Here is a 26919-nt window from a genome sequence, read left to right on the forward strand (position 1 = left end):
GGCCAATGGGGTTTAACGCAGCGAAATATTAACATTAATGCGCGGTTCGGTAAGGCCCCCATGCAGGTTCTCTTACATCACCATCGGCCAGGACCAGACGCTGGCGTACCCGAGCGTCGGAAGAGACGGCATACAGCACGCCCCGGCCACCCTCGCGAGCGGCGTACAGAATCATGCTGGCGTTGGGCGCGAAGCTCGGCGATTCGTCCAGCGAACCCGGCGAAATCGTGCTCCAGCTGGGCGAACCCAGGCTGCGATCCATCATGGCGATACGGTAGGTATTGCCGCTGCCCTGCGCCACGGCGACCTTTTTGCCGTCGAACGAGACGCTGGCAGTGGCGTTGTAATTGCCCTGGAAGGTCACGCGGTTGGCGCTGCCGCCGCTTGCAGCCACCTGATAGATCTGCGGGCGACCGCCGCGATCGGAGGTGAAGTAGATGCTGCCGCCATCCGGCGCCCAGGTCGGCTCGGTGTCGATGCCGAAGTGGTTGGTCAGCTGGGTCAGCTGCTTGCTGCCCAGATCCATCACATAGATCTCCGGGTTGCCGCTGCGCGACAGCGCCAGCGCAAGGCGACGGCCATCGGGCGAGAACGAGGGCGCACCATTGATGCCACGGAAGCTGGAGACCAGTTCACGCGCACCGGTGGAGATGTCCTGCAGATAGATCGAGGAATTGCCGCGCTCGAAGCTCACATAGGCCAGCTTCTTGCCGTCCGGGCTCCAGTTCGGCGACAGCAACGGCTCGGCCGAACGCACGATGGTCTGCGGGTTGTAGCCATCCGAATCGGCCACCATCAGCGCAAAACGCATCGAACCGCCACTACCGCTGGCAGTGACATAGGCAATGCGGGTCCAGAACGCGCCACGCACGCCGGTGATCTTTTCGTAGATCGCATCGGCCATCTGATGCGAGACATCGCGCATCGCATTGGCGCGTGCGGTCATCGCCAGGCCAAGCAGGCGCTCGCCCTTGGCCACGTCGAACAGTTCGTACTCGACGCGGTAAGCGCCTTCGCCGGCATCCATCACGCGGCCAACCACGATGTAGTTCTGCTTGAGCGTGCGCCAGGTCTGGAACTGCACCTCTGTCCCACGGGTCGGCTTTTCGACGATCTGCGCGGCCGGCAAGGTCCGGAACTGGCCGGAGCGGTCCAGATCGGCGCCAACCACGGCCGCCACATCGGTCTGCGGCGCGGTGCCTGAGCCCTGGTAGGCCATCGGAATGACAGCGATCGGCGTAGCCGAAGCGCTACCGCCGACGATATCGATAGTGAGCCCCTGCTGCTGCGCGAGGGCACTCAGCGGAAGCAACAAGGCGGTCAGGGCAGCTAACCAACGCAGCGGTTTTTTCATGGACGGCTCGGATCGGGCAGGAAAAGTGTGCAAGAGATACCAATCAACGAGTGAACATACTCGCAATCGTGAACGAGACAGCGTGAAAGTGGAGCGAGTGGCCGCAGACAGCACGACACCTCTGTATTGCCAACCGACCGGTCGTCCAGACCGGCCGTTACTGATCCTGCGCAGTGAACACAAAGGTCAGATTGCGCTGGAACACCGATTCGTAGCCGCGATACGGCAACGGCTGCGCGCTCAACACGGCGGCCTCGATCGAGCGCTGACCCGCTTCGTCGTACGGACAGCCCGGCGCGACCTTGGCTTCCATCACCTGCCCGCCCGGCAACTGGCGGATGTTGATGGTGCATTTCTGACCCGGCGGCACCGACGGCGGGCGCACCCACTGCCCCAACACCTTTTGCTGGATGGCCGCAGCGTACTTGGCCGACAGGTCGGTGTTGGTGCCGCCCTGCCCTGCAGTCGGTTGGGCAGTGGCAGCGGCGGCCGAAGACGCCTGCTGCGCACGTGCGGCGGCCACCTGGCGCAGCTTCTGCTCGGCCAGTGCGGCTTCCTTGGTGGCCTGTTCGCGCTGCCGGCGGATATCGGCGATCTTCTTTTGGCGTTCGGCGTCTTCGGCCTGCTGCGCGGCAGCCTGCTTCTTCTTGGCGTCGGCTTCTTCCTGCTGCTTGGCCAGGCGCAGCTTCTGCTCGGCCTCTTCCTGGCGTTTGCGCTCGGTGAGGTCGATCTGCTCCTGACGGCGCTTGGCTTCCTGCTCCTGCTTGGCCTTTTCTGCCGATAGCGCAAGCGCATCGACACGCTCCTGATCGACCTTGTCCGGCTGGGCCACGCGTTCCTGGGCCTGCGCCTGTTGCGGCGTGGGCGCATCCTGCGGGCGCGGCTCGGGGATCGGCTGCGGTGGCGGCACGCTTTCTTCCGGCGCGGGCTCAGGCACCGGAGCGGGCGGTGGCGGCGGCGTCTCCACCGGGGTCGCCTTCAACGCCTGCCGCGCAACGCGCGCTTCGGCTGCGGACACGTCCAGCGAGGCTTCCATGCTGGGATCGCCAGCGGCCGGCTCAACCGAACGCTCGGGCGACCACAGCCAGCCGGCGATGAACACCAGCGCGACCAGGACGTGCACGACCAAGGCCAGCACGACTGGTCGCAACCAGCCATCCTCGCGCGCGGTCTGCGTGGGGAGTGCGTCAGCGTGCATCGCTGCCTGCAGCACCGCCGGAGTCGGAAATCAGGCCAACCTTTTCGACCTTGGCCTGCTTGAGCACGTCGATGGCATCCATGATCTTTTGATAGGGGGCGGCGCGATCGCCGGCCACCACCACGCGGGCCTCCTTGTCCTGCGCCACGATGGCGGCCAGCTGCGCCTGCAGCGCGGCCACGTCCATTGCCTGCGGCTTGCCCTTGGGCAACTGCAGTGCGAGCTGGCCGTCGGCGGCCACCACCACCACGATCGGATCCTGCTTGCTCTCCAACGCCTTGGCGCGCGAGCTCGGCAGATTGACGTCGGTGCTAAGGGTCAACAGCGGCGCGGTCACCATGAAGATGATCAACAGCACCAGCATCACGTCGATGTACGGCACGACGTTGATGTCGGATTTGAGCTTGCGCTTCTTGCGGCGGGAAATACTGGAAATCATCGCGACACGTTCCTAATTAATCCCCCGCACATGCGTGTGCGGACTGCTCCGAGGGACTCGTCCATCCTGTCCCCGCACACGAAGGTGCGGGCGTCTGCGAGGCACTCGCATGCAAGCCGGCTGTTGCGAGGGAGCGGCATCACTCGTCGGCGCCGGCCTGGCGCTGCAGGATCGAGCTGAACTCGTCGGCGAAGGTTTCGTAACGCACCGACAGCCGTTCCACGCGGGTAGTGAAGCGGTTGTAGGCCCACACGGCGGGAATCGCCACGAACAGGCCGATGGCAGTGGCGAACAAGGCTTCGGAGATACCCGGTGCGACTGCAGCGATACCGGCCTGTTCGCCGCTGCTGACCATGTCGTGCATGGTCACCATGATGCCGAACACGGTACCGACCAGGCCGACATACGGCGCGGTGGAGCCGATATTGGCCAGCAGTTCGAGATTGCGCTCGAGCTGGTCGACTTCGCGGGTGAACGCGGTGCGCATGGCGCGCTGGGCGCCTTCCAGCTGCACCCGGCCATCCAGGCGACGGCGATCGCGCAGGCGCGAAAATTCGCGGAAGCCGCTTTCGAACATCGACTCCAGGCCGCCGACGGTGCGGTTGCGATCGGTGGCCGAGGCGTACAGCTTGGCCAGATCGGCGCCGGACCAGAAGCGGTTTTCGAACTCGTCCGCCTCGCGGTTGGCCTGCTTGAAGGCGCGCGCCTTGCGGAAAATGATCACCCAGCTGATGAACGAGCCGATCAGCAGCAACAGCACGATGATCTTGACCGGGATGCTCGCCCGCAGGATCAACTCGACATAGTTGATGCCGCTATTGTGCGCCACACTGGCGGTCTGTGCCGCAGCGGCGGCAACGTCCTGCGGTAGTGCTTCCACTACCGTGTCCTGCAGGGCCAGGAGCAATGCAATCGACATCCGTTTGTTCCTCAGTCTTCTGATTCTGTGGTTTCTAAAGCTTTCAACACGTCGTATAGCGCATCGTCCATGCCGCGCGGGCGGAAGTCGCTGGCACTGAGTGCGGCAATGCGCACCTGCGCGGTCAGCAGCACTTCGCCCTCGCGACGCACCGACTGCGCGAACAGCAGGCTGGCACGTTTACATCTGAGCAGGACCGCCGACACCGACAGCGCGTCGTCGAGCCGGGCCGGCTTGAGGAAATCCAGTTGCATCGAGCGGACCGCGAACACCAGATCGTGCTGCTGGCGCAGGCGTTCCTGCTCATAACCGAGTGCGCGCATCCATTCCGTGCGCGCCCGTTCCATGAAGGCGACGTAGCGCGCGTGGTAGACCACCCCACCGGCGTCGGTATCTTCCCAATACACGCGTGTCGGCCAACTGAATCGGGGATCAACCGACATCCTCGTCCTCCACGAACAGGTCCGGTGCCGGCGCTGCCTTGGGCTTGAGCCCGAGATGGCGATAGGCCTTGTTGGTGGCCATGCGCCCGCGCGCGGTGCGGATCAGAAAGCCCTGCTGGATCAGGTAGGGCTCGATCACGTCTTCCAGGGTGCCGCGTTCTTCCGACAGCGAGGCGGCCAGCGATTCCACCCCGACCGGGCCGCCGTCGAAGTGATCGACGATCACCCGCAGCATGCGCCGGTCGAGCTCGTCAAAACCTTCCGGGTCGACCTTGAGCATCTGCATCGCCGCCTGCGCCACCGGCAGATCGATATGCCCGGACGCCTTGACCTGGGCGAAGTCGCGCACCCGCCGCAGCAGCCGGTTGGCGATGCGCGGGGTGCCGCGCGCGCGGCGCGCGATCTCGGCGGCGCCATCGGGCGTGCAGTCGATGCCCAGGATTGCGGCAGAGCGGATCACGATGCGGGTCAGCTCTTCCGGCGAATAGAACTCCAGCCGCTGCACAATGCCGAAGCGGTCGCGCAAGGGCGCGGTCAGCAGGCCGGCACGGGTGGTGGCGCCGATCAGGGTGAACGGCGGCAGGTCGATCTTGATCGAGCGCGCGGCCGGGCCGTCGCCGATCATGATGTCGATCTGGAAATCTTCCATCGCCGGATACAGCACTTCTTCCACCACTGGCGAGAGCCGGTGGATCTCGTCGATGAACAGCACATCGTGCGGCTGCAGGTTGGTCAGCAGCGCGGCCAGATCACCGGCTTTTTCGATCACCGGGCCGGAGGTCGAACGCAGGCTCACCCCGAGTTCGTTAGCGATGACGTGACTGAGCGTGGTCTTGCCCAAGCCCGGCGGGCCGAAGATCAACACATGATCCATCGCTTCGCCGCGCGCCTTGGCCGCCTGGATGTAGATATCCATCTGCTCGCGCACCGGCTGCTGGCCGAGATAATCGGCAAGTCGCTTGGGGCGGATGCTCGCATCGGCGGCATCGTCTTCCCGGGTGGCACTGCTGGCGATGATGCGGTCCATTGAAAAGCCGGGAATGGGGAATCGAGAATGGGGAATCGAGCGGACAATAGTAGCGGTTACCGGCACGGCTGGTGCCCTTTTCAGCCGCCGCCGAGTGTCTCGGGCTGGCGCAGGCCGTTGCTTTTCCTATTCCCCATTCCCGTCTCCCGATTCCCAAGGCCGCGACGCTGTTGCGGCCTCAGATCTCGACCTGCGCGCCCAGCTCCACCAGGCGGTTGCCGGGGATGCGGAAGAAACCTGTCGCCGGGGCGGCGTTGCGATGCATCAGCGCGAACAGCTTGTCGCGCCAGATCGGCATGCCGCGGTTGGCGCTGGCCACGATGGTCTCGCGGCTGGCGAAGAAGGTGGTGTCCATCGGGTCGAAATGGATGCCGCCCTGGTCGCAGGAACGCATCAATGCCAGCGGCACGTCGGGGGTTTCCATGAAACCGAAGCGCACATAGACGCGATAGAACTCGTCGCCGATCGATTCGATCTGCAGGCGCTTGTCGGCCGGCGCATACGGAATCGGCAAGGTGTCGACGTTGAGGAAGATGTTGCGCTCGTGCAGCACTTTGTTGTGCTTGAGGTTGTGCATCAGCGCATGCGGCACGACCATCGGGTCGGCGGTGAGGAACACCGCCATGCCCGGCACGCGCGCCGGCGGGGCCAGCATCAGGCCAGGCAAAAAGCTGTCGATGCGGATGCCGTCCTTGCGGATTTCCTCGCGCAGCAGCGCGCGGCCGCGGCGCCAGGTGCGCATCAGGGTGAACACCAAGATGCCCAGCGCCAGCGGAAACCAGGCGCCCTGCAGCAGCTTGGCGCCGTTGGCGATGACAAAGGCCAGTTCGATGATGAAGAACACCACGCACAGCGGCAGCACCCAGTTGCGCCAGCGCGGCCACAGCGAGCGCGCCACCAGCGCCAGCAGCAAGGTGTCGATCAGCATGGTCATCGACACCGAGATGCCGTAGGCCACCGCCAGATTGGTGGAGCTGCGGAAGATCAGCACCAGCGCGATCACCATCACCATCAACAGCCAGTTGATGCCGGGCACGTAGATCTGACCGATGGTGGTGCGCGAGGTGTGCTTGATCAGCATGCGCGGGATGTAGCCCAGCTGCATCGCCTGGCGCGCCACCGAATACGCACCGGTGATCACCGCCTGCGAGGCGATCACTGCCGCCAGCGTGGCCAGGATGATCATCGGATACAGCGCCCAGCTCGGCACCGCTTCGAAGAACGGGTTCTTCAGCGCGGACGGGTGGTTGAGCACCAGCGCGCCCTGCCCCAGGTAATTGAGCAGCAGCATCGGCAGTACAAAGAAATACCAGCCGTGGCGGATCGGCTTGGCGCCGAAATGGCCCATGTCCGCGTACAAGGCTTCGCCGCCGGTCACTGCCAGCACCACCGCACCGAGAATGAAGACACCGTGCCAGCCGTGCTGCATGAAGAAGCGGATCGCCCACCACGGGTTAAAGGCCTTCATCACTTCCGGCGCATCGACGATGTTCCAGATGCCGATCGCCCCCAGCGACAGAAACCACAGGCAGGTGATCGGGCCGAACACCTTGCCCACTTTTTCGGTACCGAAGCGCTGCACCATGAACACCACCAGCAGCACCACCACGGTGATCGGCACGATGAAGGGATGCAGGCTGGGCGCGGCGATTTCCAGGCCCTCCACCGCGCCCATCACCGAGATGGCCGGGGTGATCACGCCATCGCCGAAGAACAACGAGGCGCCGAAGATGCCCAGGATGCCGACCACATAGGCCGAGCGCGACCCGCTGCGCATGGTGCGCTGGGTCAAGGCCATCAGCGCCATGATGCCGCCCTCGCCCTCGTTGTCGGCGCGCATGATGATGGTGACGTACTTGAGCGTCACCGTGACCATCAGCGCCCAGAACGCCAGCGACAGCACGCCCAGCACGGTGTCGTGATCGCTGGTCAGCCCGTAATGCGGCGAGAACGCCTCCTTGAGGGTGTACAGCGGACTGGTGCCGATGTCGCCGAAGACGACGCCGATGGCGCCGATGACCAAGGCCATATGGCTATTGGCAGGCGCATGGCCGTGGCCAGCTGCGGAAGTGGGAGTCTGTGACATGAAGTGGGCAGGGTATCGCCAAGTGGCGTGAAGGAGAGGAAGACGGCGCGGCGTTGAGTAACTAAAAACGTAGCGAGGGGGTCAGCTGGGGGCGGGCGGCGCGCAGGAGCCGCAGTGTACGAGTGGTACATGCCGATTCCGAGTACCGGCCGCGCCCGTCTGGCGACCGCGCAGTCGTTTTGCTAGTCGCCCTTAACGCAGTGCGGCCTGGAGGGCCTTGCGGATGACCGTGGCGACTTCGTCGCCTTCTGCCCCGGCCTCGCGTGCCATGCGTGCGGCCTCGGCCGGTTTGTAACCCAGTTGCTGTAACGCCACGGTGGCTTCGGACACCGCATCCGGGCCAAGCTGGCCGGTGATCGGCGCGCCACTGCTGAAGTCGGCGGCGCGGTCGCGCAGCTCCACCACCATGCGCTCGGCGGTCTTCTTGCCGATGCCGGGGATGCGGGTCAGCGCGGTGATGTCGCCGCTGGTGATCAGGCGGGCGAACTCGTCCACGGTGACCCCGGACAACACCGCCAGCGCGATCTTGGCGCCGATGCCGGTGACCTTCTGCACGTCGCGGAACAGCCGCCGCTCGCCTTCGCGCAAGAAGCCGTACAGCGACACGCTGTCTTCCTTCTGCGCGTAGTGGGTGAACAGAATCACGTCGCGGCCGACATCGGGCAGGTCGTAGAAGGTGCTCATCGGCGCCTCCAATTCGTACCCCACCCCACCCACATCGATCACCAGCCACGGCGGCTGCTTGTAGGCCAGGATCCCGCGCAGGCGACCGATCATTGGGCACCGCCTTGGCGGTGCCGGGAATCGGGAGTCGGGAATGGGGAATCGCAACAGCGCGTGCTGCTCTGGACCCTGCGTTTGCAATTCCCGATTCCCGATTCCCGATTCCCGATTCTCATTTCTTGCGGCTCCAGGCCTGTTGGGTATTGACGCCCAGGCGCTGCGCGGTGGCGCGCACGTGGGCGTGGGTGATGGCGACTGCCAGTGCGTCGGCGGCGTCGGGCTGCAGCTTGCCTTTCAGGTTGAGCATGATGCCGACCATGTGCTGGACCTGCACCTTGTCCGCGCCGCCCTTGCCGACCAGCGCCAGCTTGATCTCGGTGGCAGCGTACTCGTGTACCGGCAGGTCGCGTAGCACCACCGCGCAGATCGCCGCGCCGCGCGCGTGGCCGAGCTTGAGCGCCGAGTCGGCACTCTTGCCCATGAACACCTTCTCGATCGCCACTTCCTGCGGCTGGTAGGTGTCGATCACCTCGCCCAGCCCGTGCAGCAGGCGCTTGAGCCGCTGCGCAAAGTCGCCCTCGCCCAGCAGTACCAGCGGCGCGTGATAGACATGCCGGCTGCGACCGCTCTCGTCGATGTCGATGACGCCAACCCCGGTGCGCTGGGAGCCGGGATCGATGCCCAGGATGCGGGTCATCGAGGGGCCGGGAATCGGGAGTTGGGAATCGGGAATGGGTAGAGCGGCCTGCTGGCATGCCCGGAGATACTGGGCGGTGCCAGATGCAGCTTTTTCAATTCCCGATTCTCCATTCCCGATTCCTGGCGCTTACGCGCCTAGCGCCGCTTGATCGACGTTCGAATACACGTCCTGCACGTCGTCCAGGTCTTCGAGCATGTCGAGCAGCTTGCGGACCTGTAGAGCGGTGTCGCCGTCGACGGCGATGTCGTTTTCGGCGCGGAAGGTGATTTCCGCATGCACCGGTTCCAGGCCGGCGGCGGCGAGCGCCTGCTTGACCTGGGCGAAGGCGTCCGGCGCGGTCAGTACATCGATGGCGCCGTCTTCCGGGTACACCACCACGTCGTCGGCGCCGGCTTCGATGGCCGCGTCGGTGAGCGTGTCTTCGTCGATGCCGGCGGCAAAGCTGAGCACGCCCAGGCGCTTGAACATGAAGGCCACCGAGCCGTCGGTGCCCATGTTGCCGCCGCACTTACTGAAGGCATGCCGCACGTCGGCCACCGCGCGCACGCGGTTGTCGGTGAGGCAGTCCACGATCACCGCCACGCCGCCGGGGGCATAGCCCTCGTAGCGCACTTCTTCGTATTCCACGCCTTCCAGCTCGCCGGTGGCTTTTTTGATGGCGCGTTCGATCACGTCCTTGGACATGTTCGACGACAAGCCCTTGTCCACCGCCACGCGCAGGCGCGGGTTGTTGGCCGGATCACCGCCGCCGCCGCGTGCAGCCACGCTGATCTCGCGAATGATCTTGGTGAACATCTTGCCGCGTTTGGCGTCGGAGGCGTTCTTGCGGCCTTCGATCGAGGGGCCTCTACCCATGGGTGGTTCCAGACTGGCTTGGATGACAGGGCGCGGATTTTACCTGATTGCTCGCCCGCACCGGGGCGGCAGCGTTCAGTGGCGGACTCAGTGGCGAAATCGGCCGGTCCGCAGGAAGCTCAGCGCCTGCTGCGCGGCCTCGGGTGAGCGCAACAGGCCGCTATGGCTGGCCGGCACCACGCAATGGTCGCGCAGCCCGGGCAGGCGGGTTTCGGCCAGCGCCACGGTGCCGTCCGAGCCGCCGTCCAGCGGCGCCAGCCAGCGTCCGACCCCGCGCGCCACATTGCCGGCGACCTGACCGATCTCGGCCTCGCCCTCCCATTGCACGAAACCCTGCTGCAGCAAGCCCGCGCTACGCCCCAACGCCCATCGCCCGCCACGTTGGGCCAGGCCGCGCGCGGCGGCGCTGCCGCACAACGGCGAGCCCAGGCAGACCACACGGCGCACCGGCAGCTCGGGCGCTGCGCGCAGAGCCTGCAACGCCATCAGCCCGCCCAGGCTGTGACAGACCAGCAGTTGCGCGCCGGTCGTCTGCAGGCGTTCGATCAGCTGCGGTACCGCATGCGCGGGGCCGCCAAGCACGCTGGCGTAACCGAACAGCGCAGGCGCCAGGCCCTCTGCACGCAATCGACGCGCGAGCGGCAGCAGCCAGTGCGCGGTATTCCAGATGCCATGCACCAGCAGTACGTCGGCGGTGGCGGTGGTCGGTGCCGTGCGCGCGGTGCGTCTGGATGCAGCTGGAAATGCCGAGGAGCTGCTGGGCATCAGTGCGGTTTCCAGGACGTGGCGCGCGATCGCCGGGCTGCTGCGGACGGCGCCTGCATGCGCTCAGTCGGCCGCGACGATCGGCTTGCGGCGCAGGATGTGCTCGCGATCGACAATCTTGCCGACCGGGAAATCGTACTCGCCGACTTTTTCGAATCCGTAGCGGGCGTAGAAGCGTTGCGCGCCGAAATTTTCCGACCACACGCCGATCCACAGCGTGCGTGGGCCGTTGCGTTCCAGCCATTCCAGTGTGGTTTCGAACAGCCGGCTGCCCCAGCCGCTGTTCTGGTAGTCCTTCAGCAGATACAGCCGCTTGAGCTCCCCATCGCCGGGGCGCACGTCTTCATGCGGCAGCCCGCACGGGCCGGCGGCGGCGTGGCCGACCAGCAGGTTGTCCATCTCCAGCAGCCAGATCGCATAGTCCGGATGCGCCAGCACGATGCGCGCGCGCTCGACCGCATAGGTCTCTTCGAGAAAACCGCGCAGGTCTTCTTCCGGATACAGATGCCCGAAGGTTTCGGTAAAGGTCTGTGCGGCCAGCAGCGATAACGCTTCGGCATCGTCCGGTGTGGCGCGGCGGATGCGGGTCATGCGGGGCCTCTCGTGCCAGGTGGACGTGGCAGCTTCTCGCATGCAGATGCGCTACCGCAAGCGGGGATTGGGGATTGGGGATTGGGGGAATCGGGAATCGGGAATGCATCTGCGATGCGTGGATTCCGCGTGTGCAGGATTCGGCATGGGCGCTGACGGGTTCACCAAGCGCGCACGACCGGCTCCGCATGGCACCGCGCAGGAAAGATAAACACTGCGAGGGATGGCTATCTACTTGCGGAGCTCAGGCGCGCTTGGGACGGACCTGCAGGACGCACTACCGCCGGTGATCGGCGGCGGTGCCCCGTGCGCAACACCCAGCACTGGCGCTAAAGGTTCCACCAAAGTGCGCAGCGCTGGCTGCGCTGGGCTCCTCGTACAGATGACCACGCACACGGCATGGCCATCTGCTAGCGCAGGTCAGACCTGCTTCGGCCGCACCTGCACGTGCACTTCGGCCAGCTGCTCGGCCGGAATCGGCGACGGGGCGTCGGTCATCAGATCCTGCGCGCCAGTGGTCTTGGGGAACGGGATGACGTCACGGATCGATTCGGTGCCGGCCATCAATGCAGCGATGCGGTCGATGCCGAAGGCGATGCCGCCGTGCGGCGGTGCGCCGTAGTTCAGCGCATCCAGCAGGAAGCCGAACTTGGCACGCGCTTCCTCGGCGCCGATGCCGAGCAGCTCGAACACCGCGCTCTGCATGTCGGGGCGATGGATACGGATCGAGCCGCCGCCGATTTCGTTACCGTTGAGCACCATGTCGTAACCGCGCGACACCGCCGTGCGGGCGTTGGCGCGCAGGTCGGCGATATCGTCCACCGCCGGCGCGGTGAAGGGGTGATGCAGGGCGACGTAGCGCTGCGCCTCCTCGTCCCATTCGAACATCGGGAAGTCGGTGACCCACAGCGGTGCCCAGGTGTCGGCGACCAGCTTGAAATCCTTGCCGGCCTTCAGGCGCAATGCACCCATGAAATCGGACACGGTGTTGTAGCCGCCAGCACCGAAGAACACGATGTCGCCGTTGCCGGCACCGACGTGCGCGAGCAGCGCGGCGAAGGCCTCTTCGCTGAAGAACTTGGCGATCGGCGAGCTGACTTCGCCGGTCTCCGACAGCTTGATGTAGGCCAGGCCCTTGGCGCCGTATTTGGCGGCGTGCGCGGCGTACTCGTCGATCTGCTTGCGCGACAGCGCGGCACCGCCGGGGATACGCAGCGCGGCCACGCGGCCGTCGGCATCGTTGGCGGCGGCGGTGAACACCGGGAATTCACTGGACTTGACCAGCTCGGCCACGTCGACCAATTCCAGCGCGATGCGCAGGTCCGGCTTGTCCGAGCCGTAGCGACGCATCGCCTCGGCCCAGGTCATGCGCGGGAACTGCGCGGCCAGCTCGACATCCACCACTTCCTTGAAGATGGCGCGGATCATGTCTTCGACAAAATCCTGCACGTCGCGCTCGCGCACGAAGGCGAATTCCATGTCGAGCTGGGTGAATTCCAGCTGGCGATCGGCGCGCAGCGCTTCGTCGCGGAAGCAGCGCGCGATCTGGTAGTAACGGTCGAAGCCGGCCACCATCAGGATCTGCTTGAACAGCTGCGGGCTCTGCGGCAACGCATAGAACTCGCCCGGATGCATCCGCGCCGGCACCAGAAAGTCGCGTGCGCCTTCCGGGGTGGCCTTGGTCAGAATCGGGGTCTCGATGTCCTGGAAATCGCGCGCGTCCAGATGCCGGCGCAGCGCCTGCACCAGCTTGATGCGGGTGCGCTGCATGCGCTGCATTTCCGGACGGCGCAGGTCCAAATAGCGGTACTTCAGGCGGGTTTCTTCGCCCGGGTTCTCATGCGCATGGAACGGCAGCGGCGCGGCCTTGTTGAGGATGGTGATGCGGGTGGCGATCACTTCGACCTTGCCGCTGCGCAGCTTGTCGTTGACCGCATGCCGCGCGCGCACCACGCCTTCGACCTGCAGCACGTCCTCGTAGCCGAGGCTGGCGGCGACCGGGAACACCTCGGCGTTCTCCGGTTCCACCGTCACCTGCACGATGCCTTCGTGGTCGCGCAGGTCGATGAAGCACACGCCGCCCAGGTTGCGGGCCACGTCGGTCCAGCCGGCGAGAGTGACGGTTTGGCCGATCATGGTCTCGTCGACCAGGCCGCAGAAGTGGGTACGCATCGAAAGCTCCGCTGAAAACCCGACACAGGACAGCGCCGGAGAGCCGGATATTCTGGGGCCGGCGGGCGACAGGAGCAAATGCGCGGGCGCTCATGGTCGCTTAAGTCGCCGCCCGGCTGAATAGGCGCAACGCCCCTCCCGCACCAAGGACGACACGATGCTGCGCACTGCCCTGCTGCTCTCCGGCTTCGGCCTGATCTCCCTGACCGGCCTGCTCACCAGTGCCCCTGCTGCGGCGCAGGACCGCGGCTGGAACGGCCCCAGCATCACCTGCTCAAGCAACGACAACCGCCGCCGCGAGTGCGATACGCCGTTCCGCGGCCGCGCGGTGCTGGTCGAAAACATCTCCGGCACGCGCTGCATCGAAGGCCGCAACTGGGGCAGCGACCGCGGACGCGTGTGGGTGGACAACGGCTGCCGCGCACGCTTTGTGGATGGCCGCAACGGCAGTGGCGGCGGCTGGGGCGGCAACAACGGCGGCGCTGGCGGGGTCGCCGGCACGGTGCGCTGCGAGAGCAACGACCAGCGCCAGAAGATCTGCGACACCGGCTGGCGCCGCGCCATGCTGGTGCGCCAGCTTTCCAACACGCCCTGCGTGGAAGGCCGCAACTGGCGCCAGGACGGTGGCCGGATCTGGGTGGACGACGGCTGCCGGGGCGAATTTGCGCAAGCGCGCGGTGGCGGTTGGGACCGTGGCGATGGCGGTTACGGCGGCCGCGACGACCGCCCGCGTAACGATTACGCCATCAGCTGCGCCAGCGACGACCGCCGCCTGCGCACCTGCGCCTGGGATGGCCGCTACGGCCGTCCGGTGCTGACCCGCCAGTTGTCCGACACCCGCTGCGAAGAGGGCCGCAGCTGGGGCTACGACGAGCGCCGCGCGACGGTATGGGTGAATGACGGTTGCCGGGCGCGGTTTGAGGCGCGTTGAGGGATCGCGCGTTGAAGCAATGCGTGCGCGGGCCGGTCCTGGATCCGGATCCGCCTGCGCGCTCCACCTGTCATCAATCGCATTGGCGGATGCCACGCGTTCCCGCGGGAGCTTGCGCTAACGCGAGTCTGTCTAGTCAGTTCTCCGGCTGGAGAGACGCGCGTCCTGGGACCGCAGACGATGCCGACTGCCCGGCCAATCGACCGGCTCAACTTCCCCACGGCGCGGGCGGCAAAGCAACCGGCTGGGTGAGATCGAATTCGACCCGGAACAGCCGCCCGCCTGGGCGACTCAGTTCGTAGACAACGCTGCGGCCGGGCTGGATTTCCATCGCCCAGGCGTTACTCAGCGAAGCGGTCGAGCCAAGGCGTTTGAATAGCGCGATGGATTCGGCATCGACCGGGAATTCCTGCCGGTTCGCGCTGCCTGCATCGATGGTAGCGCCGCCGTATTGGGTCAGTGCGTCCGCGCTGCCGTCGGCATGGCGATGATCGTGCTTGAGGCGCAGGCCGGTGGCAGTGCGCGTCAGTACCCAGGTGCGCGAGTGGTCGTCGCCCACATGGAACGGCACGCGCAACTCATGCGCAGGGTCGTCGCAGCCGCGCACATGCATCACCAGTGGCTTGCCGGCAAAGGCGCTCGGGGCGGTGGATGCGGGTGTGTCGATCAGCACGCGGCCGGCGAAGGCCTGGCCGCAGTGCACGGCGAGCGCAGCCAGGAAGCGGGCGGTCGGCTCGGCTCTTATCGGTGCAGGTGAAGTCGCAGACGTGGACTTGGACGTGGAAGAAATGGCGCATCCGCTCACGGCGGCAACCAGCATCAGCAACGTCAGCCCAGGAGCGGTCAACGAAACAAGGCGAGCAGGCTGCTTGATCACTGCGCCAAGCTTCATGCCGCTCTCCGGCCTGCGCGTGCGGCCGTGGATCATGCCCGATCGGATGCTGGCTTGGACGCAGGCTTGGCGGCGGGTTTGCTCTCGGCGGCTGCGGCCGGCTTGGCTTCGCCACCGCTGCTGCTCTCGGTGAGGTTTTTCTTCTTCTCGCCCGCCGACTTGAAGTCGGTTTCGTACCAGCCGCTACCGGACAGGCGGAACGAGGGCGCGGTGATCTGGCGCTTGATCGTGGCCGCCGCGCAGGCCGGGCAGGTCTGCGGATCGGGGTCGGCCATCTTCTGCAGGCGGTCGAAGGCGTGACCGCAGGTGGTGCACTGGAAACCGTAGATGGGCATGGCAGGATCAGCTGATGATGATGCAGGGGCGCAGATTCTAGTCGTATGCGGGCAAGCAGGTGCAGGGGGCTGTCTGGGCGCTGGCGCGCAGGAGCTTGTTGCGGGCGACAGGCATCGATCAATCGTCGCTTCGTCGCGCCTGCCCGCTGATGGCGCACGTTCAACGCCGCGGTTGCCGCCTGCAGATGCAAACGCCAACTGCGCATGCCGACGTCTCGAGCAAACAAGACGAGTCGTTGTCAGGCCAGCGAGATTGCGCGGAAGACAGCGTTCGTCCTGCAGCGCGCAGACAACCGGTACGTTGCGCCGACTTGACGACTACCAGCGACTGTCGGGAGTCGCAGAGGAGCCACTTGAATCAGCCTGCCACACACGTTTCGATCAAGCCGCCACACAGCGGCCTGCTACACTCGAACACGTGATCGACGCGCCTTTTCCCCCACAAGAGCCGCATCCATGTTGCGACTGACCGCCTTATTGCTGGGCGTGGCCCTGTTGCTGACCGGCAGCGGGCTGCTCGGCACCTTGCTTGCCGTGCGCGGTGGTCAGGCCGGCTTCGATGCGCGTGCGCTGGGCCTGATCATGTCCGGGTATTTTGCCGGCTTCTTTCTCGGCACCTTCTTCGCGCCGCCACTGATTCGTCGCATCGGGCATATCCGTGCGTTTGCTTTTTATGCGGCATTGGCCGCCATTGCGGTGCTGCTGCATCCGATCTGGTTGAACGCCTGGGGCTGGGGATTGCTGCGATTGGTCACCGGCGCGGCCTTGGTCGGCCTGTACACGGTGATCGAAAGTTGGCTCAACGCCGAGCCGGATGCGCGCCGACGCAGCCGGGTGTTTTCGGTGTACATGGCGATCAATCTGTCCGCGTTGGCGTTGGGCCAGATCCTGCTTACGGCCGGCGATGCAAGTGCGCCGGCGATGTTCACGCTGACAGCGATCCTGATTTGCGCGGCGGTCATGCCGGTGATGACCACGCGACTGATTCCGCCTGAGGTGCCGCACGTGTCGCGTTTGCGCCTCAAAACCTTGTACGCGTTGGCGCCGGTGGCGACCATCGGCGCGGGGTTGTCAGGTTTGGCAATGGGCGCGTTCTGGGGCTTGTTGCCGGTGTACGCCAACCGCATCGGGCTGGATGCCAATGGCGTGGCGATGTTCATGCTCACCGCCATCATCGGCGGCGCGGTGTTGCAGTGGCCGATCGGGCGCATCAGCGATGGCCATGACCGGCGCATCGGGCTGGTCACGGTGAGCGTAATGGCGGCCGGCATTGCGATAGCCGCCGCCGTGCCGATGGTGCAGGCGCAGACCAGCATGTTGTTCGTGCTGTTCTTCGTGTATGGCGGCTTGGCGTTCTCGCTGTATCCGTTCGCGGTGGCGCACATGCTCGATTATCTGCCGCGCGAAGATCTGCTCTCCGGCTGCAGCAGTTTGTTGCTGGTGCATGGCGTGGGCGCGGCGATCGGCCCGGCATTGGCCGGCGGCGCAATGCAGAAATTCGGCCCTGCGGCACTGCCGGTGTACTTTGCTGTGATGCTGCTGGCACTGGCCGGCTTCACGCTGGCGCGCTTGCTGCGCTTCACGCGCCGCCGCACCCATCCGATCTCCTTCCGCCCCATGCTGCGTACGACGCCATCGGCGCTGGAATTGATGCCGGAAACGCAGCAGACCGAAGCGGCGCCACGCACCCAAAATGGCTGACAGAACTAATACGCCTTGGTCTATTGCAGAGCGGATGATCAGGGAATTTGCTGCGGGGGCTGATCTGCGGCTTGGCTGCAGGGCCCTTGCGCGCCCACCATCGCAGGACACGCCGCAAGTACATCCATGTAGGCTCTTACGCGGCATCCATGCCGCGTAAGGTCCCGCGACGGTGGGCGCGCAAGGGCCAGTCGAGAGTGTCGGTGTGCACGGTGCAAGCAGTGCATCGCGTGCTTCTAGCTCGCCAGCTCACATGCAGTTATGCGATCAGCATTGGCAAGCCAAGGCAACTCGCGAGAAGGCCAGCCTTTTTAACCAGCTACCGACTAACTCTCTGGAGCGGTGTCCTCGCCGATTGCGGGACCGTGTGGCGGCATGGATGCCGCCACCGAGCCTCCAGGGACGGATTCACGGCGTGTCCCGCAAGCGGTGAGGGCACCGCGCACTCGACTAGCCATGCCTTTGATCTAAGCCCTTGACTGCATCTACAACGGCGCAACGATTCCAAATTTATCGTCTTGGAGTGAATAGACCACGCTGCCGCACGACATTCGGGGTGTTTTGAAACCAACCTGACCTGGAATATCCAAACACCGCCAGATCGTCGTCGTCCTGGCGGTGAGGTTTTACCCATCTACCCGTGATCGCGGCCTCACCTGTAGCGCGGTCATCATCACGCAACGCAAGTGCGGGAGTCTTTGCAGACTCCCTCCCTGCTTGTTGGATTGCAATGGATTCGACGTCTTCATCGCGCATGCGCCATCCGGCCACGCTCGCGCTGCTGCTGGTTCCGCTCACCCTGCCCGCCTACGCACAGCAGGTCCCGGATGGCGCAACGTCCGGCCCCGCCGCGGCCGAACCGACCAACGCTGGCGAACAGGTGTCCACGCTGGATCAGGTGCAGGTGGTGGGCCAGGCGATGACCTATTCCAAGACCACCGTCAGCAAGGAAATGCTGGACCGCCAGTTCGTGCTCGGTAGCGTCAACGATGCGCTCAACGAACTGCCCGGCGTGGTGGTGACCGAAGCCGATGCGTTCGGTTCGTCGGACTGGGGCACGCAGATCAGCATGCGCGGCTTCGTCAGTAATCGCGATACGCAGCAGATCGGCACCACGATCGATGGTGTGCCCAACGGCGGCTCGGCGTATGGCGGCGGCTCCAAGGCCAACCGTTTCATCGACATGCCGGATCTGGAAACGGTGGAAGTCAGCCAGGGCACCGCCGACATCGCCTCGCGCTCCAACGAAGCGCTGGGCGGCACCTTGAATTACCTCACCGGCGAGCCGCTGGAAACACAGCGCGTGCGCGTGATCGGCGGCATCGGCGACAACCAGGGGCGCAAGTATTACGCGCGCTACGACACCGGCGTGCTCGGCGGCAACACGCGCGCCTGGGTCAGCGGCTCGTCCGCGCGCAACGACGACTGGATCGACGGCAGCGGCCACACCAGCCGCGATCACCTGGCCGGAAAATTCGTCAGCACCTTGAACAAGTGGACGCTCAGCGGCTATCTGTCGTACGACGATGCCGACGAATCCGAATACACCAGCGTGATGCCGGAGCAGTTCGCACGCGATCCCGAGCACGATCTGTTGACCGGCACGCTCACCGGCATTCCGTATCTGGACCAGAACTACCGCTCCGGCTCGCGCGCCTTGCGCAAGAATACGTTTGGCTATCTGCGCGGCGCCTTCGATGGCGGCAACGGCTTCAAGACCACGCTCACCGGCTACGCGCATCGCATGCAAGGCCGTGGCGACTGGATTCCGCCGTATCTGGTGGACGTAACCAACGACGGTGCGGGCGCGCCGGAATCCGAAGCACGTGGCGGCAACACCGTGTATGCCGGCAGCGACCTGGGCAAGCTGTATTACCTCACTCCGGGCGGCGCAGCCGCGACGATGCTGGCCGGTTGCGCCGGTAGCGATGCGGTACCGGCCGAATCCAACCCGGCCTGCTATCCCGCAGGCTCGGTGCCGGTGCAGTCGTATCGCCACAGCCACTACGACAACCACCGTGCCGGCGCGATGGCGGATGTGGAATGGCGCCACGATCTCGGCGCCATCGACAACACCGTGCGTGCCGGTGCGTGGTTGGAACGTTACGACCGTAGCGTCACCCGCGACTGGCATCGCCTGCTCAATGTGGGCACCAATATCAGCTTCGATCATCAGCCGTACTGGGTGCAGTTCAAGGACGAATACCAGACCGACGAGCAGATGTATTACGTGGAAGACGTGATGCGCTATGGCGCATTTGCATGGCGGGTGGGCGTCAAGCAGTTCTTCGTCGACCAGACCCGCGACCGCCGCATCGGCGATGCGCAGCATGTTGAATCGGATTCGCACTCCGACCCGCTACTCTCGGCCGGCCTGACCTGGACCACCCCGGTGCAAGGGTTGGAAGCGTTTGCCGGTTACTCGCAAAATTTCGCCGCGATTCCGTCCGGCGTGCTCGGCGAAACCGACCCAGTCACGCTGAGCCGCGTGCAGCCGGAAACTGCCGACAACGTCGAGCTCGGCCTGCGCATCAGCCGCTGGCCGTTGACCGGCAGCGTGACGCTGTACGACATCCGTTTCGATAACCGCATCGTGTATGTGCCGGCCAACTTCGTCACCGGCATCGACTATCTCGGCGAAACCGATGGCGTGTACGAAAACTTCGGCGGCGTGCATGCGCGCGGTGTGGAGGCAGCGCTGGGGTATGGCTGGGACAACGGCTGGCGCATCAACGGTGCCTACACCTATAACAAGGCCGATTACCTGGGCAGCGGCGATTCCGCGCGCGACACCGCATTGGAAATCACCCCAGGCGCGCAGGTGATCGGCCAGCCGCGCAACACGCTGGTGGTCTCGGCCGACTGGCGCGGACAGGCATGGCGCTTCGGTGTGTCCGGGCGTTATCTGGGCAAGCGCTATCTGGATGCATCCAACCGCGCCGCACTCGACGGGGTGACCACCTTCGATGCGAACCTGGGCGTGGAACTGTCGCAGCTGACGTCGCAGCTGCAGGGCCTGCAACTGGCACTCAACGTCAGCAATCTCACCGACAAGCGCTATCTGGAAGGCGTGGACGGCAGCGACAGCGCGTTTATCGGCGCACCGCGCACGGTTGGTTTGACGTTGACGCTGGATCTCTAGCGTAGACGGCGCATTGCCGACCTGCGCGTGATGGTTTTTGCGACGTGCAGGGAGCGGGTCGGCTAAAGGCACGCCACCCGATACGCTCCCTGCATCGCCTCCTGCACAAGTGCAAAGGGACATGACCGGCAGTTTTGCAGGCAGGCAAGAGAACACACACGCTGACGAGTTGGGTACGCTCAACTCGCTCCAGCGCAGAAAGTATTGGCGCGCCAACCAGGTGACACGATGATCGATCTTCCCCGCCGCCGCGTGTTGCAGACCGGACTCGCCGGTGCCGCCGCCGCGCTGTTGCCACCCAGCATCGCGCGAGCTGCGGCCATCGCGCCGGACCGTCGCAGCGGCACGTTGGAAGACCTGCAGCATGTGGTGATCCTGATGCAGGAAAACCGCGCCTTCGATCATTACTTCGGCGCGCTGCCCGGCGTGCGCGGGTTCGGCGATCGTTTTCCGATTCCTGCTCCACCACTGCCAGGTGCGCCTGCACGCACGGTGTGGCTGCAGCCTAGCGAAGACGGTGGCCAGTGGCTGACGCCGTTTGCACTGGATACTGCGGCGCAGTTCGGCTTCATGCGCGTGCAAGGCACCCCGCATAGCTGGGTGGATGCGCAACGCGCCTGGGACCACGGCCGGCTCGGGCATTGGGCCGCCGCCAAGCACAATCACGCGCTGGGTCATTACGGGCGCGCGGATATTCCGTTTCAGTACGCGCTCGCCGATGCCTTCACCATCTGCGACGCGTACCACGCCTCGATCCAGACCGGCACCAACTCCAATCGCGTATTTTTGTGGAGCGGCGGCAACGACCCGCAAGCGCGCGCCGGTGGGCCGGTGATCGGTAACTCGCACGACAACTTCCCGGAGCTGGGTGGTTTCGCCGAGCCGTATCGCTGGACGACGTACGTCGAACATCTTCAGAAAGCGGGTGTGTCCTGGCAGATCTATCAGGACATGCACGACAACTTCACCGACAACCCGCTGGCAGGCTTCGCGCCGTTTCGGCAGGCGTTCAGTGCTGCGCCGGGGCACGATGCGCAACTGCGCGCGCGTGGCGTGAGCACGCGCGGTGTCGAGCAATTACGTGCCGATGTGCTTGGCGGGCAACTGCCATCGGTGAGTTTCATCATTGCCGATGCCGCCGGCAGCGAACATCCGGATCCGTCCAGTCCTGCGCAAGGTGCGGCCTACACCGCACGCGTGCTGGATGCACTGACCGCCGATCCAAAGGTTTGGAGCCGCACCGCGCTGCTGTTGATGTTCGACGAGAACGACGGCTTTTTCGATCACATGCCGCCGCCGGCGCCACCGTCGCCGGATCCGCGTGCGGCCGCCGGCTTTGCCGGTGCATCCAGCATTGCCACCGACGACGAATACCACCGTCAGCCAGCACCCGGCGAGCAAAAAGTGGATCTACCGGAACTGCGTGGCCGCCCCTATGGACTGGGCCCGCGCGTGCCGCTGTATGTGATCTCGCCCTGGAGCCGTGGCGGCTGGGTGGATTCGCAGGTGTACGACCACACCTCGGTATTGCGCCTGCTGGAACGCCGCTTCGGTGTGCCCGCACCGGAGATCACGCCATGGCGGCGCGCAGTCTGCGGCGATCTCACCACCGCATTCGATTTTAGTACCGCGGATGCGCGCCTGTTCGTCGCTGCATTGCCAGATGTCAGCGCCACTGCAGCGCGCGCGGCGGCGATGCGCGAGCACACGTTGCCGCCGCTGCCTGTTTCGTTGCAAGCGCCGCAGCAGCCATTCGGTATACGGCGTTCGCGCGCAGTGCCGTATCGCCCGACTGTGCAACTGACTTATGTGCAGGAGCGCGGCGAAGTGGTGCTGCGCATGTCCAACAACGGTGCTGCGGTCGTGCTGCACGTCTACGACCGCTACGACCTGGCGGCGATTCCGCGTCGCTACACGCTCGGCGACGGCGCCACGTTGGAAGGCAGCTGGACCACCCACGATGGTCGCTACGATCTATGGTTGCTCGGCCCCAATGGCTTCCATCGTCACTATCGCGGCGATCTGAGCGCTGCGCTGCTGCTGGCCGATATCACGCAGGATGCCGACGATCCAACCGCGTTGTCGCTCTTGCTGCACAATCCCGGCACCACCGCAGTGCAGGTGGCGTTGCAACCAGCGGCCTATGCCAATGCGCAGCCACGCGAGCAACTGACCGTGGCGCCGGGCAGCACGCAGCGACGCAGCTGGAAGGCCGCAGCAAGCGGCGGCTGGTACGACCTGTGGCTGGAGCAGGATGGTGCGCGTCAACGCCTGGCAGGTCGCGTCGAAACCGGCGCCGATAGCGTGAGCGATCCGGCGATGGGTGGGCCGGCGCAGTTGTATCAGACCGAATTGACCCATGCGCCAGGATCTTGAGTGATCGATGCTGCGGCTTGACTGGATAGGCCGGATTGGCCAGACCGTCGATGTCGAGATCCTCCACTGCGGCCATGGTCTCGTCGGCTTATGTCGGCCCACAGGCTTTCGCGCACTTTGGGTATCGGCATCGCGCTTGATCAGGATTTAGAGCAGCTAACAAAACTACTTTACGCCAGTCCACTGCAGGCCGGCTGATCTGCTGCCTGGCTGCAGGGCCCTTGCCCGCCCACCATCGCAGGACACGCCGCAAGTACATCCATGTAGGCTCTTACGCGGCATCCATGCCGCGTAAGGTCCCGCGACGGTGGGCGGGCAAGGACCAGTCGAGATGATCGTTATGCATGGGTTTAAACAAAGCAACCGATCAACTTTCTGGTGCGGTGTCGTCGCCGCTTGCGGGACCGTGTGGCGGCATGGATGCCGCCACCGAGCCTACATGGACATACTTGCGGCGTGTCCCGCGAGCGGTGAGGGCCCCGCGCATTCGACCCACTCAGCGTTTGATCTGGACTTTTGACTGCATCCACCGAGATGCGGCCGACAAAACCACTGCACTCACTTTCAGGCGCTCGCTCGCTAGGTTTTGTTAGCCGTTCTTAGTCACTGGCGTCGAAAAAACGCCCGCCGCGCTGGTTGTAGACATGGCCTCGAGGCGGAGTGCTGCAACTGCAGTCCGCTGCAGGCACTGCGTCGACCTCCAACAGCCGACCACGCTGGTTCGCGGCTTGCAGAGCGGCGATTCGATCGCGTTGTGAAGCGGGCCGCTCCAGAACCCGCCGCGCACGCATCAAGCAGATACGTAGCTCGCCACTGCCTGCGCCACTGCCTTTAACGCCGCATCGCGCGCATCGCTGTCGACGCTGGCGCCATTCAAGTACGTGGTGAGCAGCAGTGGTGCCCTGCCCTTCGGTGGCCAGAGGATGGCGATGTCGTTGCGGGTGTCGGTGCCGTTGCTGCCGGTCTTGTCGCCGATCTTCCAGCTGCGCGGCAGGCCCGCGCGCAGACAGGTATCGCCGGTACGGTTGTCGATCATCCAGTCGGTCAGCTGCTTGCGTGAGGTAGGTTGCAGCGCATCGCCGAGCAGCAGCGTGCGCAGCGTTAAAGCCATCGCGGCCGGGGTGGTGGTGTCGCGCGGGTCGTCCTGGGCGAACCGATTCATCTCCGGCTCGTGACGGTCGCTGCGGGTCTGGGCATCGCCAATACCGCGCAGGAAAGCAGTCAGGCCTTGCGGATCGCCGACCAGCGGGAACAACAGGTTTGCGGCCGGGTTGTCGCTGTAGATCATCGTGGCCCGGCACAGCTCGGCCACGCTGAGCGAACCGCCGACATGGCGCTCGGTCACTGGCGCATGCGACAGCATGTCCGAGGCACGGATTTTGACCCGTTGCGCCAGCGTCAGCTTGCCCTGGTCCACCCGCTGTAATACTGCCGCAGCCAATACAAATTTGAAGGTACTGCACATCGGAAAGCGCTCGTCTTCGCGCTGCCCGAAGTGCTTGCCGGTGGCGCTGTCGAGCAGGCCGATACCCAGGCGGTCACCGGTGCCACGTTCGATCTCGGCCCAGCGTGCCCGCAGCAGATCGCCCGTTGGCTCTTGCAATGTCGCCACCCGGGAGAGCGGCCATGCGGATTTGGACGCCGCAAGCAACACACTCGCACCGGTCACGGACAGGAACTGCCGTCGGTTCAACATGGGGCCACCTCATTGGGAGAGCCCGCAGTATCGATGCAGGCGAAGCAGCCGACCATCGCGATGTTTCGATCCCAGGCATGAATTGAACTAATCTCTGCGCATGCCCCGGCCCCGCCTCCCGCTCAATGCCCTGCGCGCTTTCGAGGCCGCTGCGCGTCATCAAAACCTGACCCGCGCGGCCGGCGAGCTGTGCGTGAGCCAGGCCGCACTCAGTCACCAGATCAAGGCGCTGGAGCAGCAGCTGGGCACCAACCTGTTCCACCGCCTGCCACGCGGCGTGGCGCTCACCGACGAGGGCGCGGCGTTGGCGCCGGTGCTGGGCGAGGCCTTCGACCGCATCGCTGCCACCCTGGAGCGCTTTGCCGATGGCCGCTATCGCGAGGTGCTCAGCGTCGGCGTGGTCGGCACCTTCGCTACCGGCTGGTTGCTGCCGCGCGTGGATGCCTTTCATGCGGCGCATCCGGAGATCGAGCTGCGCCTGTCGACCCACAACAACCGCGTCGATCTGGCCGGCGAAGGGCTGGATCTGGCGATCCGTTTCGGCGACGGCGACTGGCACGGGCAGATCGCCCATGCGCTGCTGGAGGCGCCGTTTGCACCGGTCTGCGCGCCAGCAATGGCGCGCGCGTTGCGCACGCCGGCCGATCTGGCGCAGGTGCAGTTGCTGCGCTCGTATCGACTGGACGAGTGGCCGCAGTGGTTTCGCGCGGCGGGTGCCACCGAGGTCGCAGCGCGCGGTGCGATGTTCGATTCGTCGCTGACATTGGCCAGCGCCGCGGCGGCAGGTGCCGGGGTGGCGTTGTTGCCGTTGCCGATGTTTCGCCAGGATCTGGATGCAGGGCGCCTGGTGTGCCCGTTCCCGATCAGGATCGACGCTGGACGCTATTGGCTCACCCATCTACGTTCGCGGCCGGCCGGAGCCGCCGCGCTCAGCTTTCACCGCTGGCTAGCGCAGACCATTTCCGCATGAGCAGTCCAGTGGCGCCTGTTCCCTCTGGGCCGGCGCCGAAGGCGGCACGCCGACACATTCGCTGTTGGCCGCTTGTTTTAGAGATGAAAGAAGTGATGAAAACGAATAGCTGCAATAGTTTTATTCCCGGAAACTGAGGGCTACGTTGGGCTCCCATCCCGCATCGGGCAGACCCATGATCACGCCTTCGCACCTTCTTCGTTTCTCGCTATGTATCGGCGCATGTGTTGCTGCCGCCAACGCAACAGCGCAAGCCACTGCCCCCGGAACAACCTCGTCTCCCGCAACGAACGCTGCTGCCCAGCAAGATCCCGCGCCCACGCCCAGCTTCGAACAATGGTTGGTCGACTTCCGCCAGCGTGCGCTTGCTGCCGGTATTGAAACAACCACGCTAGACACCGCATTCGCTGGCGTCACACCCGATCCATCGGTGCAGGCACTGGATCAGCAGCAGCCCGAATTCACCCGCTATCTCTGGGATTATCTCGACGACCGTGTCACACCGTCCGCCATCCAGGAAGGACAGCAACTGCTGATCAGCCAGCGCACCCTCTTTCAAAAGTTGCAGCAGCAATACGGTGTGGATCCGGGCATCCTGACAGCCATCTGGAGCATGGAAAGCGAGTACGGCAAACAGATCGGCGACCGCTACGTGATCCGTTCGCTGGCGACGCTGGCGCATGAGGGTCGGCGCATCAAGTATGGAAATACGCAATTGCTTGCGGCGTTGCAGATCCTGCAGACGGAAAAAGGCGTCGATCAATCGCAGTTTGTGGGCTCATGGGCCGGCGCCATGGGACAGACGCAATTCATTCCCAGCACCTACCGCGACTACGCCGTCGACGACGATGGGGACCACAAACGCGATGTGTGGAATTCCAGTGCGGATGCCTTGGGCTCTGCCGCGAATTATCTCAAGCAGAGCAACTGGAGCAGCGCTGTTCCCTGGGGCCAGGAAGTGCATCTGTCAGGCGGCTTCGACTACGCGCAGGCCGACCTGACGATCAAGAAAACCGTTGCCGAATGGCGGCGCCAGGGTGTGGTGTGTGGCAGCAAGCCGATTGCGCCCGCACTGGCCCAGGAACAGGCATCGGTGCTTTTGCCCGCAGGGTATCGCGGCCCGGCTTTCCTGGTGTTCGACAATTTCCGCAGCATTCTGCGTTACAACAATTCCACCGCCTATGCGCTGGCGGTCGGTCTGTTGGCCGATGGCTATGCGGGTGGAGCCGGGGTCGAGCAGCCCTGGCCAAAAGACGATCCGCCGCTTAATAGCGTGGCAGAGATCACCGAGCTGCAGCAGCGGCTGACCGACAAGGGATTCGACGTGGGCGGCGTCGACGGTGCGCTGGGGGCGCGAACTCGCCAGGGAATCCGTGCATTCCAGCGCAGCCAGCAGTTGCCGCAGGACGGTTATGCCAGCAGCGCTTTGCTGGCGCGGCTGCGGGCACGCTGATCGCGTCATCGCACCGCCAGGCCATACTGACCACCGGTCCGGCCCATGCTGCGACTGCTCATGCAGCGAGGAGAAGCGCTTGGCGTTGCCAAGCGCTGCACGCTCGCGCGGACTGCATGACCGCGCGACGAACTGGCTGGCAGGCCCAGCC

Annotated in this window: 22 protein-coding genes and 1 other RNA gene; 6 read left to right on the forward strand and 17 right to left on the reverse strand. The window is 65.1% G+C overall.

Going from position 1 to position 26919, the window contains the following annotated elements; translation table 11 throughout:
- Positions 1–34: 34 nt before the first annotated feature.
- The 14 genes from tolB to aspS form a co-directional block, all read right to left on the reverse strand.
- Positions 35–1354: a Tol-Pal system beta propeller repeat protein TolB gene (gene tolB / locus NMB96_RS22825; RefSeq protein ID WP_023904815.1), complete on the reverse strand. Its 1320-nt coding sequence runs from the start codon at positions 1352–1354 to the stop codon at positions 35–37.
- A 157-nt stretch (positions 1355–1511) separates the two neighbouring features.
- Positions 1512–2552, reverse strand: a complete 1041-nt coding sequence (tolA, locus tag NMB96_RS22830; RefSeq protein WP_006452378.1) for a cell envelope integrity protein TolA — start codon at positions 2550–2552, stop codon at positions 1512–1514.
- On the reverse strand, positions 2542–2991 hold the full coding sequence (tolR, locus tag NMB96_RS22835) for a protein TolR (RefSeq protein WP_006452377.1): 450 nt from the start codon (positions 2989–2991) through the stop codon (positions 2542–2544). Before tolR ends, tolA begins: the two co-directional genes overlap by 11 nt.
- A 139-nt stretch (positions 2992–3130) precedes the next feature.
- Positions 3131–3910 (reverse strand): protein TolQ, encoded by a 780-nt coding sequence (gene tolQ, locus NMB96_RS22840; RefSeq protein ID WP_006452376.1) that lies wholly within the window; start codon positions 3908–3910, stop codon positions 3131–3133.
- Positions 3911–3921: 11 nt separating this feature from the next.
- The gene (gene ybgC, locus NMB96_RS22845; RefSeq protein ID WP_043910488.1) at positions 3922–4353 is read right to left on the reverse strand and encodes a tol-pal system-associated acyl-CoA thioesterase; all 432 of its coding nucleotides are present in this window, start codon (positions 4351–4353) and stop codon (positions 3922–3924) included.
- Entirely contained in the window at positions 4343–5380 is a 1038-nt protein-coding gene (ruvB, locus tag NMB96_RS22850; RefSeq protein ID WP_006452374.1) for a Holliday junction branch migration DNA helicase RuvB, read from the reverse strand. The genes ybgC and ruvB overlap by 11 nt, the downstream gene beginning before the upstream one ends.
- A gap of 178 nt (positions 5381–5558) precedes the next feature.
- Positions 5559–7466, reverse strand: a complete 1908-nt coding sequence (locus tag NMB96_RS22855) for a potassium transporter Kup (protein ID WP_255085810.1) — start codon at positions 7464–7466, stop codon at positions 5559–5561.
- Between the two features lie 59 nt (positions 7467–7525).
- Positions 7526–7597: non-coding RNA, sX9 sRNA (locus NMB96_RS22860), on the reverse strand.
- A 61-nt stretch (positions 7598–7658) separates the two neighbouring features.
- Positions 7659–8243 carry a Holliday junction branch migration protein RuvA gene (gene ruvA / locus NMB96_RS22865; RefSeq protein ID WP_006450983.1) on the reverse strand — a complete coding sequence of 195 codons (585 nt, stop codon included), beginning with the start codon at positions 8241–8243 and terminating at the stop codon, positions 7659–7661.
- Positions 8244–8361: 118 nt separating this feature from the next.
- Positions 8362–8886 carry a crossover junction endodeoxyribonuclease RuvC gene (gene ruvC / locus NMB96_RS22870; protein WP_176338920.1) on the reverse strand — a complete coding sequence of 175 codons (525 nt, stop codon included), beginning with the start codon at positions 8884–8886 and terminating at the stop codon, positions 8362–8364.
- 129 nt (positions 8887–9015) lie between these two features.
- A complete protein-coding gene (locus NMB96_RS22875; protein WP_255085811.1) occupies positions 9016–9744 on the reverse strand; it encodes a YebC/PmpR family DNA-binding transcriptional regulator in 729 nt (242 codons plus the stop codon).
- A gap of 87 nt (positions 9745–9831) precedes the next feature.
- Complete coding sequence (locus tag NMB96_RS22880) at positions 9832–10509, reverse strand: esterase/lipase family protein (RefSeq protein WP_255085813.1); 678 nt, start codon at positions 10507–10509, stop codon at positions 9832–9834.
- Positions 10510–10572: 63 nt separating this feature from the next.
- Complete coding sequence (locus NMB96_RS22885; RefSeq protein WP_016904140.1) at positions 10573–11100, reverse strand: GNAT family N-acetyltransferase; 528 nt, start codon at positions 11098–11100, stop codon at positions 10573–10575.
- Positions 11101–11520: 420 nt separating this feature from the next.
- Positions 11521–13272, reverse strand: a complete 1752-nt coding sequence (gene aspS, locus NMB96_RS22890; RefSeq protein ID WP_255085815.1) for an aspartate--tRNA ligase — start codon at positions 13270–13272, stop codon at positions 11521–11523.
- A 157-nt stretch (positions 13273–13429) separates the two neighbouring features.
- Between aspS and NMB96_RS22895 the strand changes: the two genes are divergently transcribed.
- On the forward strand, positions 13430–14203 hold the full coding sequence (locus tag NMB96_RS22895; RefSeq protein ID WP_255085817.1) for a DUF3011 domain-containing protein: 774 nt from the start codon (positions 13430–13432) through the stop codon (positions 14201–14203).
- 208 nt (positions 14204–14411) lie between these two features.
- On the opposite strand, the gene NMB96_RS22900 is transcribed toward NMB96_RS22895, so the two are convergent.
- Positions 14412–15023, reverse strand: a complete 612-nt coding sequence (locus NMB96_RS22900; protein ID WP_374728743.1) for a hypothetical protein — start codon at positions 15021–15023, stop codon at positions 14412–14414.
- A 104-nt stretch (positions 15024–15127) separates the two neighbouring features.
- A complete protein-coding gene (locus tag NMB96_RS22905) occupies positions 15128–15430 on the reverse strand; it encodes an FmdB family zinc ribbon protein (RefSeq protein WP_023904825.1) in 303 nt (100 codons plus the stop codon).
- Positions 15431–15886: 456 nt separating this feature from the next.
- Here NMB96_RS22905 and NMB96_RS22910 point away from each other — a divergent pair, with 456 nt between their 5' ends.
- From NMB96_RS22910 to NMB96_RS22920, 3 genes are all read left to right on the forward strand, one after another.
- Positions 15887–17131: an MFS transporter gene (locus tag NMB96_RS22910; protein ID WP_023904826.1), complete on the forward strand. Its 1245-nt coding sequence runs from the start codon at positions 15887–15889 to the stop codon at positions 17129–17131.
- A 730-nt stretch (positions 17132–17861) separates the two neighbouring features.
- Positions 17862–20273, forward strand: a complete 2412-nt coding sequence (locus NMB96_RS22915) for a TonB-dependent receptor domain-containing protein (RefSeq protein ID WP_255085818.1) — start codon at positions 17862–17864, stop codon at positions 20271–20273.
- Positions 20274–20501: 228 nt separating this feature from the next.
- A complete protein-coding gene (locus NMB96_RS22920; RefSeq protein WP_255085819.1) occupies positions 20502–22649 on the forward strand; it encodes a phosphocholine-specific phospholipase C in 2148 nt (715 codons plus the stop codon).
- Between the two features lie 790 nt (positions 22650–23439).
- Here the strand turns inward: NMB96_RS22920 and bla are convergent.
- Positions 23440–24345 (reverse strand): class A beta-lactamase, encoded by a 906-nt coding sequence (gene bla / locus NMB96_RS22925; protein WP_023904847.1) that lies wholly within the window; start codon positions 24343–24345, stop codon positions 23440–23442.
- 100 nt (positions 24346–24445) lie between these two features.
- Here bla and ampR point away from each other — a divergent pair, with 100 nt between their 5' ends.
- The gene (ampR, locus tag NMB96_RS22930) at positions 24446–25315 is read left to right on the forward strand and encodes a LysR family transcriptional regulator AmpR (RefSeq protein ID WP_023904848.1); all 870 of its coding nucleotides are present in this window, start codon (positions 24446–24448) and stop codon (positions 25313–25315) included.
- Between the two features lie 175 nt (positions 25316–25490).
- A complete protein-coding gene (locus NMB96_RS22935) occupies positions 25491–26768 on the forward strand; it encodes a lytic murein transglycosylase (protein ID WP_023904849.1) in 1278 nt (425 codons plus the stop codon).
- Positions 26769–26919 lie beyond the last annotated feature (151 nt).

The sequence above is a fragment of the Xanthomonas hortorum genome (genome assembly GCF_024339125.1).
Lineage (GTDB): Bacteria > Pseudomonadota > Gammaproteobacteria > Xanthomonadales > Xanthomonadaceae > Xanthomonas > Xanthomonas hortorum.

What these genes read in the sequence shown, in the direction of transcription:
- tolB (WP_023904815.1), bottom strand. Translation starts at nt 1,354, where the DNA reads ATGAAAAAACCGCTGCGTTGGTTAGCTGCCCTGACCGCCTTGTTGCTT.
- tolA (WP_006452378.1), bottom strand. Translation starts at nt 2,552, where the DNA reads ATGCACGCTGACGCACTCCCCACGCAGACCGCGCGCGAGGATGGCTGG.
- tolR (WP_006452377.1), bottom strand. Translation starts at nt 2,991, where the DNA reads ATGATTTCCAGTATTTCCCGCCGCAAGAAGCGCAAGCTCAAATCCGAC.
- tolQ (WP_006452376.1), bottom strand. Translation starts at nt 3,910, where the DNA reads ATGTCGATTGCATTGCTCCTGGCCCTGCAGGACACGGTAGTGGAAGCA.
- ybgC (WP_043910488.1), bottom strand. Translation starts at nt 4,353, where the DNA reads ATGTCGGTTGATCCCCGATTCAGTTGGCCGACACGCGTGTATTGGGAA.
- ruvB (WP_006452374.1), bottom strand. Translation starts at nt 5,380, where the DNA reads ATGGACCGCATCATCGCCAGCAGTGCCACCCGGGAAGACGATGCCGCC.
- NMB96_RS22855 (WP_255085810.1), bottom strand. Translation starts at nt 7,466, where the DNA reads ATGTCACAGACTCCCACTTCCGCAGCTGGCCACGGCCATGCGCCTGCC.
- ruvA (WP_006450983.1), bottom strand. Translation starts at nt 8,243, where the DNA reads ATGATCGGTCGCCTGCGCGGGATCCTGGCCTACAAGCAGCCGCCGTGG.
- ruvC (WP_176338920.1), bottom strand. Translation starts at nt 8,886, where the DNA reads ATGACCCGCATCCTGGGCATCGATCCCGGCTCCCAGCGCACCGGGGTT.
- NMB96_RS22875 (WP_255085811.1), bottom strand. Translation starts at nt 9,744, where the DNA reads ATGGGTAGAGGCCCCTCGATCGAAGGCCGCAAGAACGCCTCCGACGCC.
- NMB96_RS22880 (WP_255085813.1), bottom strand. Translation starts at nt 10,509, where the DNA reads ATGCCCAGCAGCTCCTCGGCATTTCCAGCTGCATCCAGACGCACCGCG.
- NMB96_RS22885 (WP_016904140.1), bottom strand. Translation starts at nt 11,100, where the DNA reads ATGACCCGCATCCGCCGCGCCACACCGGACGATGCCGAAGCGTTATCG.
- aspS (WP_255085815.1), bottom strand. Translation starts at nt 13,272, where the DNA reads ATGCGTACCCACTTCTGCGGCCTGGTCGACGAGACCATGATCGGCCAA.
- NMB96_RS22895 (WP_255085817.1), top strand. Translation starts at nt 13,430, where the DNA reads ATGCTGCGCACTGCCCTGCTGCTCTCCGGCTTCGGCCTGATCTCCCTG.
- NMB96_RS22900 (WP_374728743.1), bottom strand. Translation starts at nt 15,023, where the DNA reads ATGCTGGTTGCCGCCGTGAGCGGATGCGCCATTTCTTCCACGTCCAAG.
- NMB96_RS22905 (WP_023904825.1), bottom strand. Translation starts at nt 15,430, where the DNA reads ATGCCCATCTACGGTTTCCAGTGCACCACCTGCGGTCACGCCTTCGAC.
- NMB96_RS22910 (WP_023904826.1), top strand. Translation starts at nt 15,887, where the DNA reads ATGTTGCGACTGACCGCCTTATTGCTGGGCGTGGCCCTGTTGCTGACC.
- NMB96_RS22915 (WP_255085818.1), top strand. Translation starts at nt 17,862, where the DNA reads ATGGATTCGACGTCTTCATCGCGCATGCGCCATCCGGCCACGCTCGCG.
- NMB96_RS22920 (WP_255085819.1), top strand. Translation starts at nt 20,502, where the DNA reads ATGATCGATCTTCCCCGCCGCCGCGTGTTGCAGACCGGACTCGCCGGT.
- bla (WP_023904847.1), bottom strand. Translation starts at nt 24,345, where the DNA reads ATGTTGAACCGACGGCAGTTCCTGTCCGTGACCGGTGCGAGTGTGTTG.
- ampR (WP_023904848.1), top strand. Translation starts at nt 24,446, where the DNA reads ATGCCCCGGCCCCGCCTCCCGCTCAATGCCCTGCGCGCTTTCGAGGCC.
- NMB96_RS22935 (WP_023904849.1), top strand. Translation starts at nt 25,491, where the DNA reads ATGATCACGCCTTCGCACCTTCTTCGTTTCTCGCTATGTATCGGCGCA.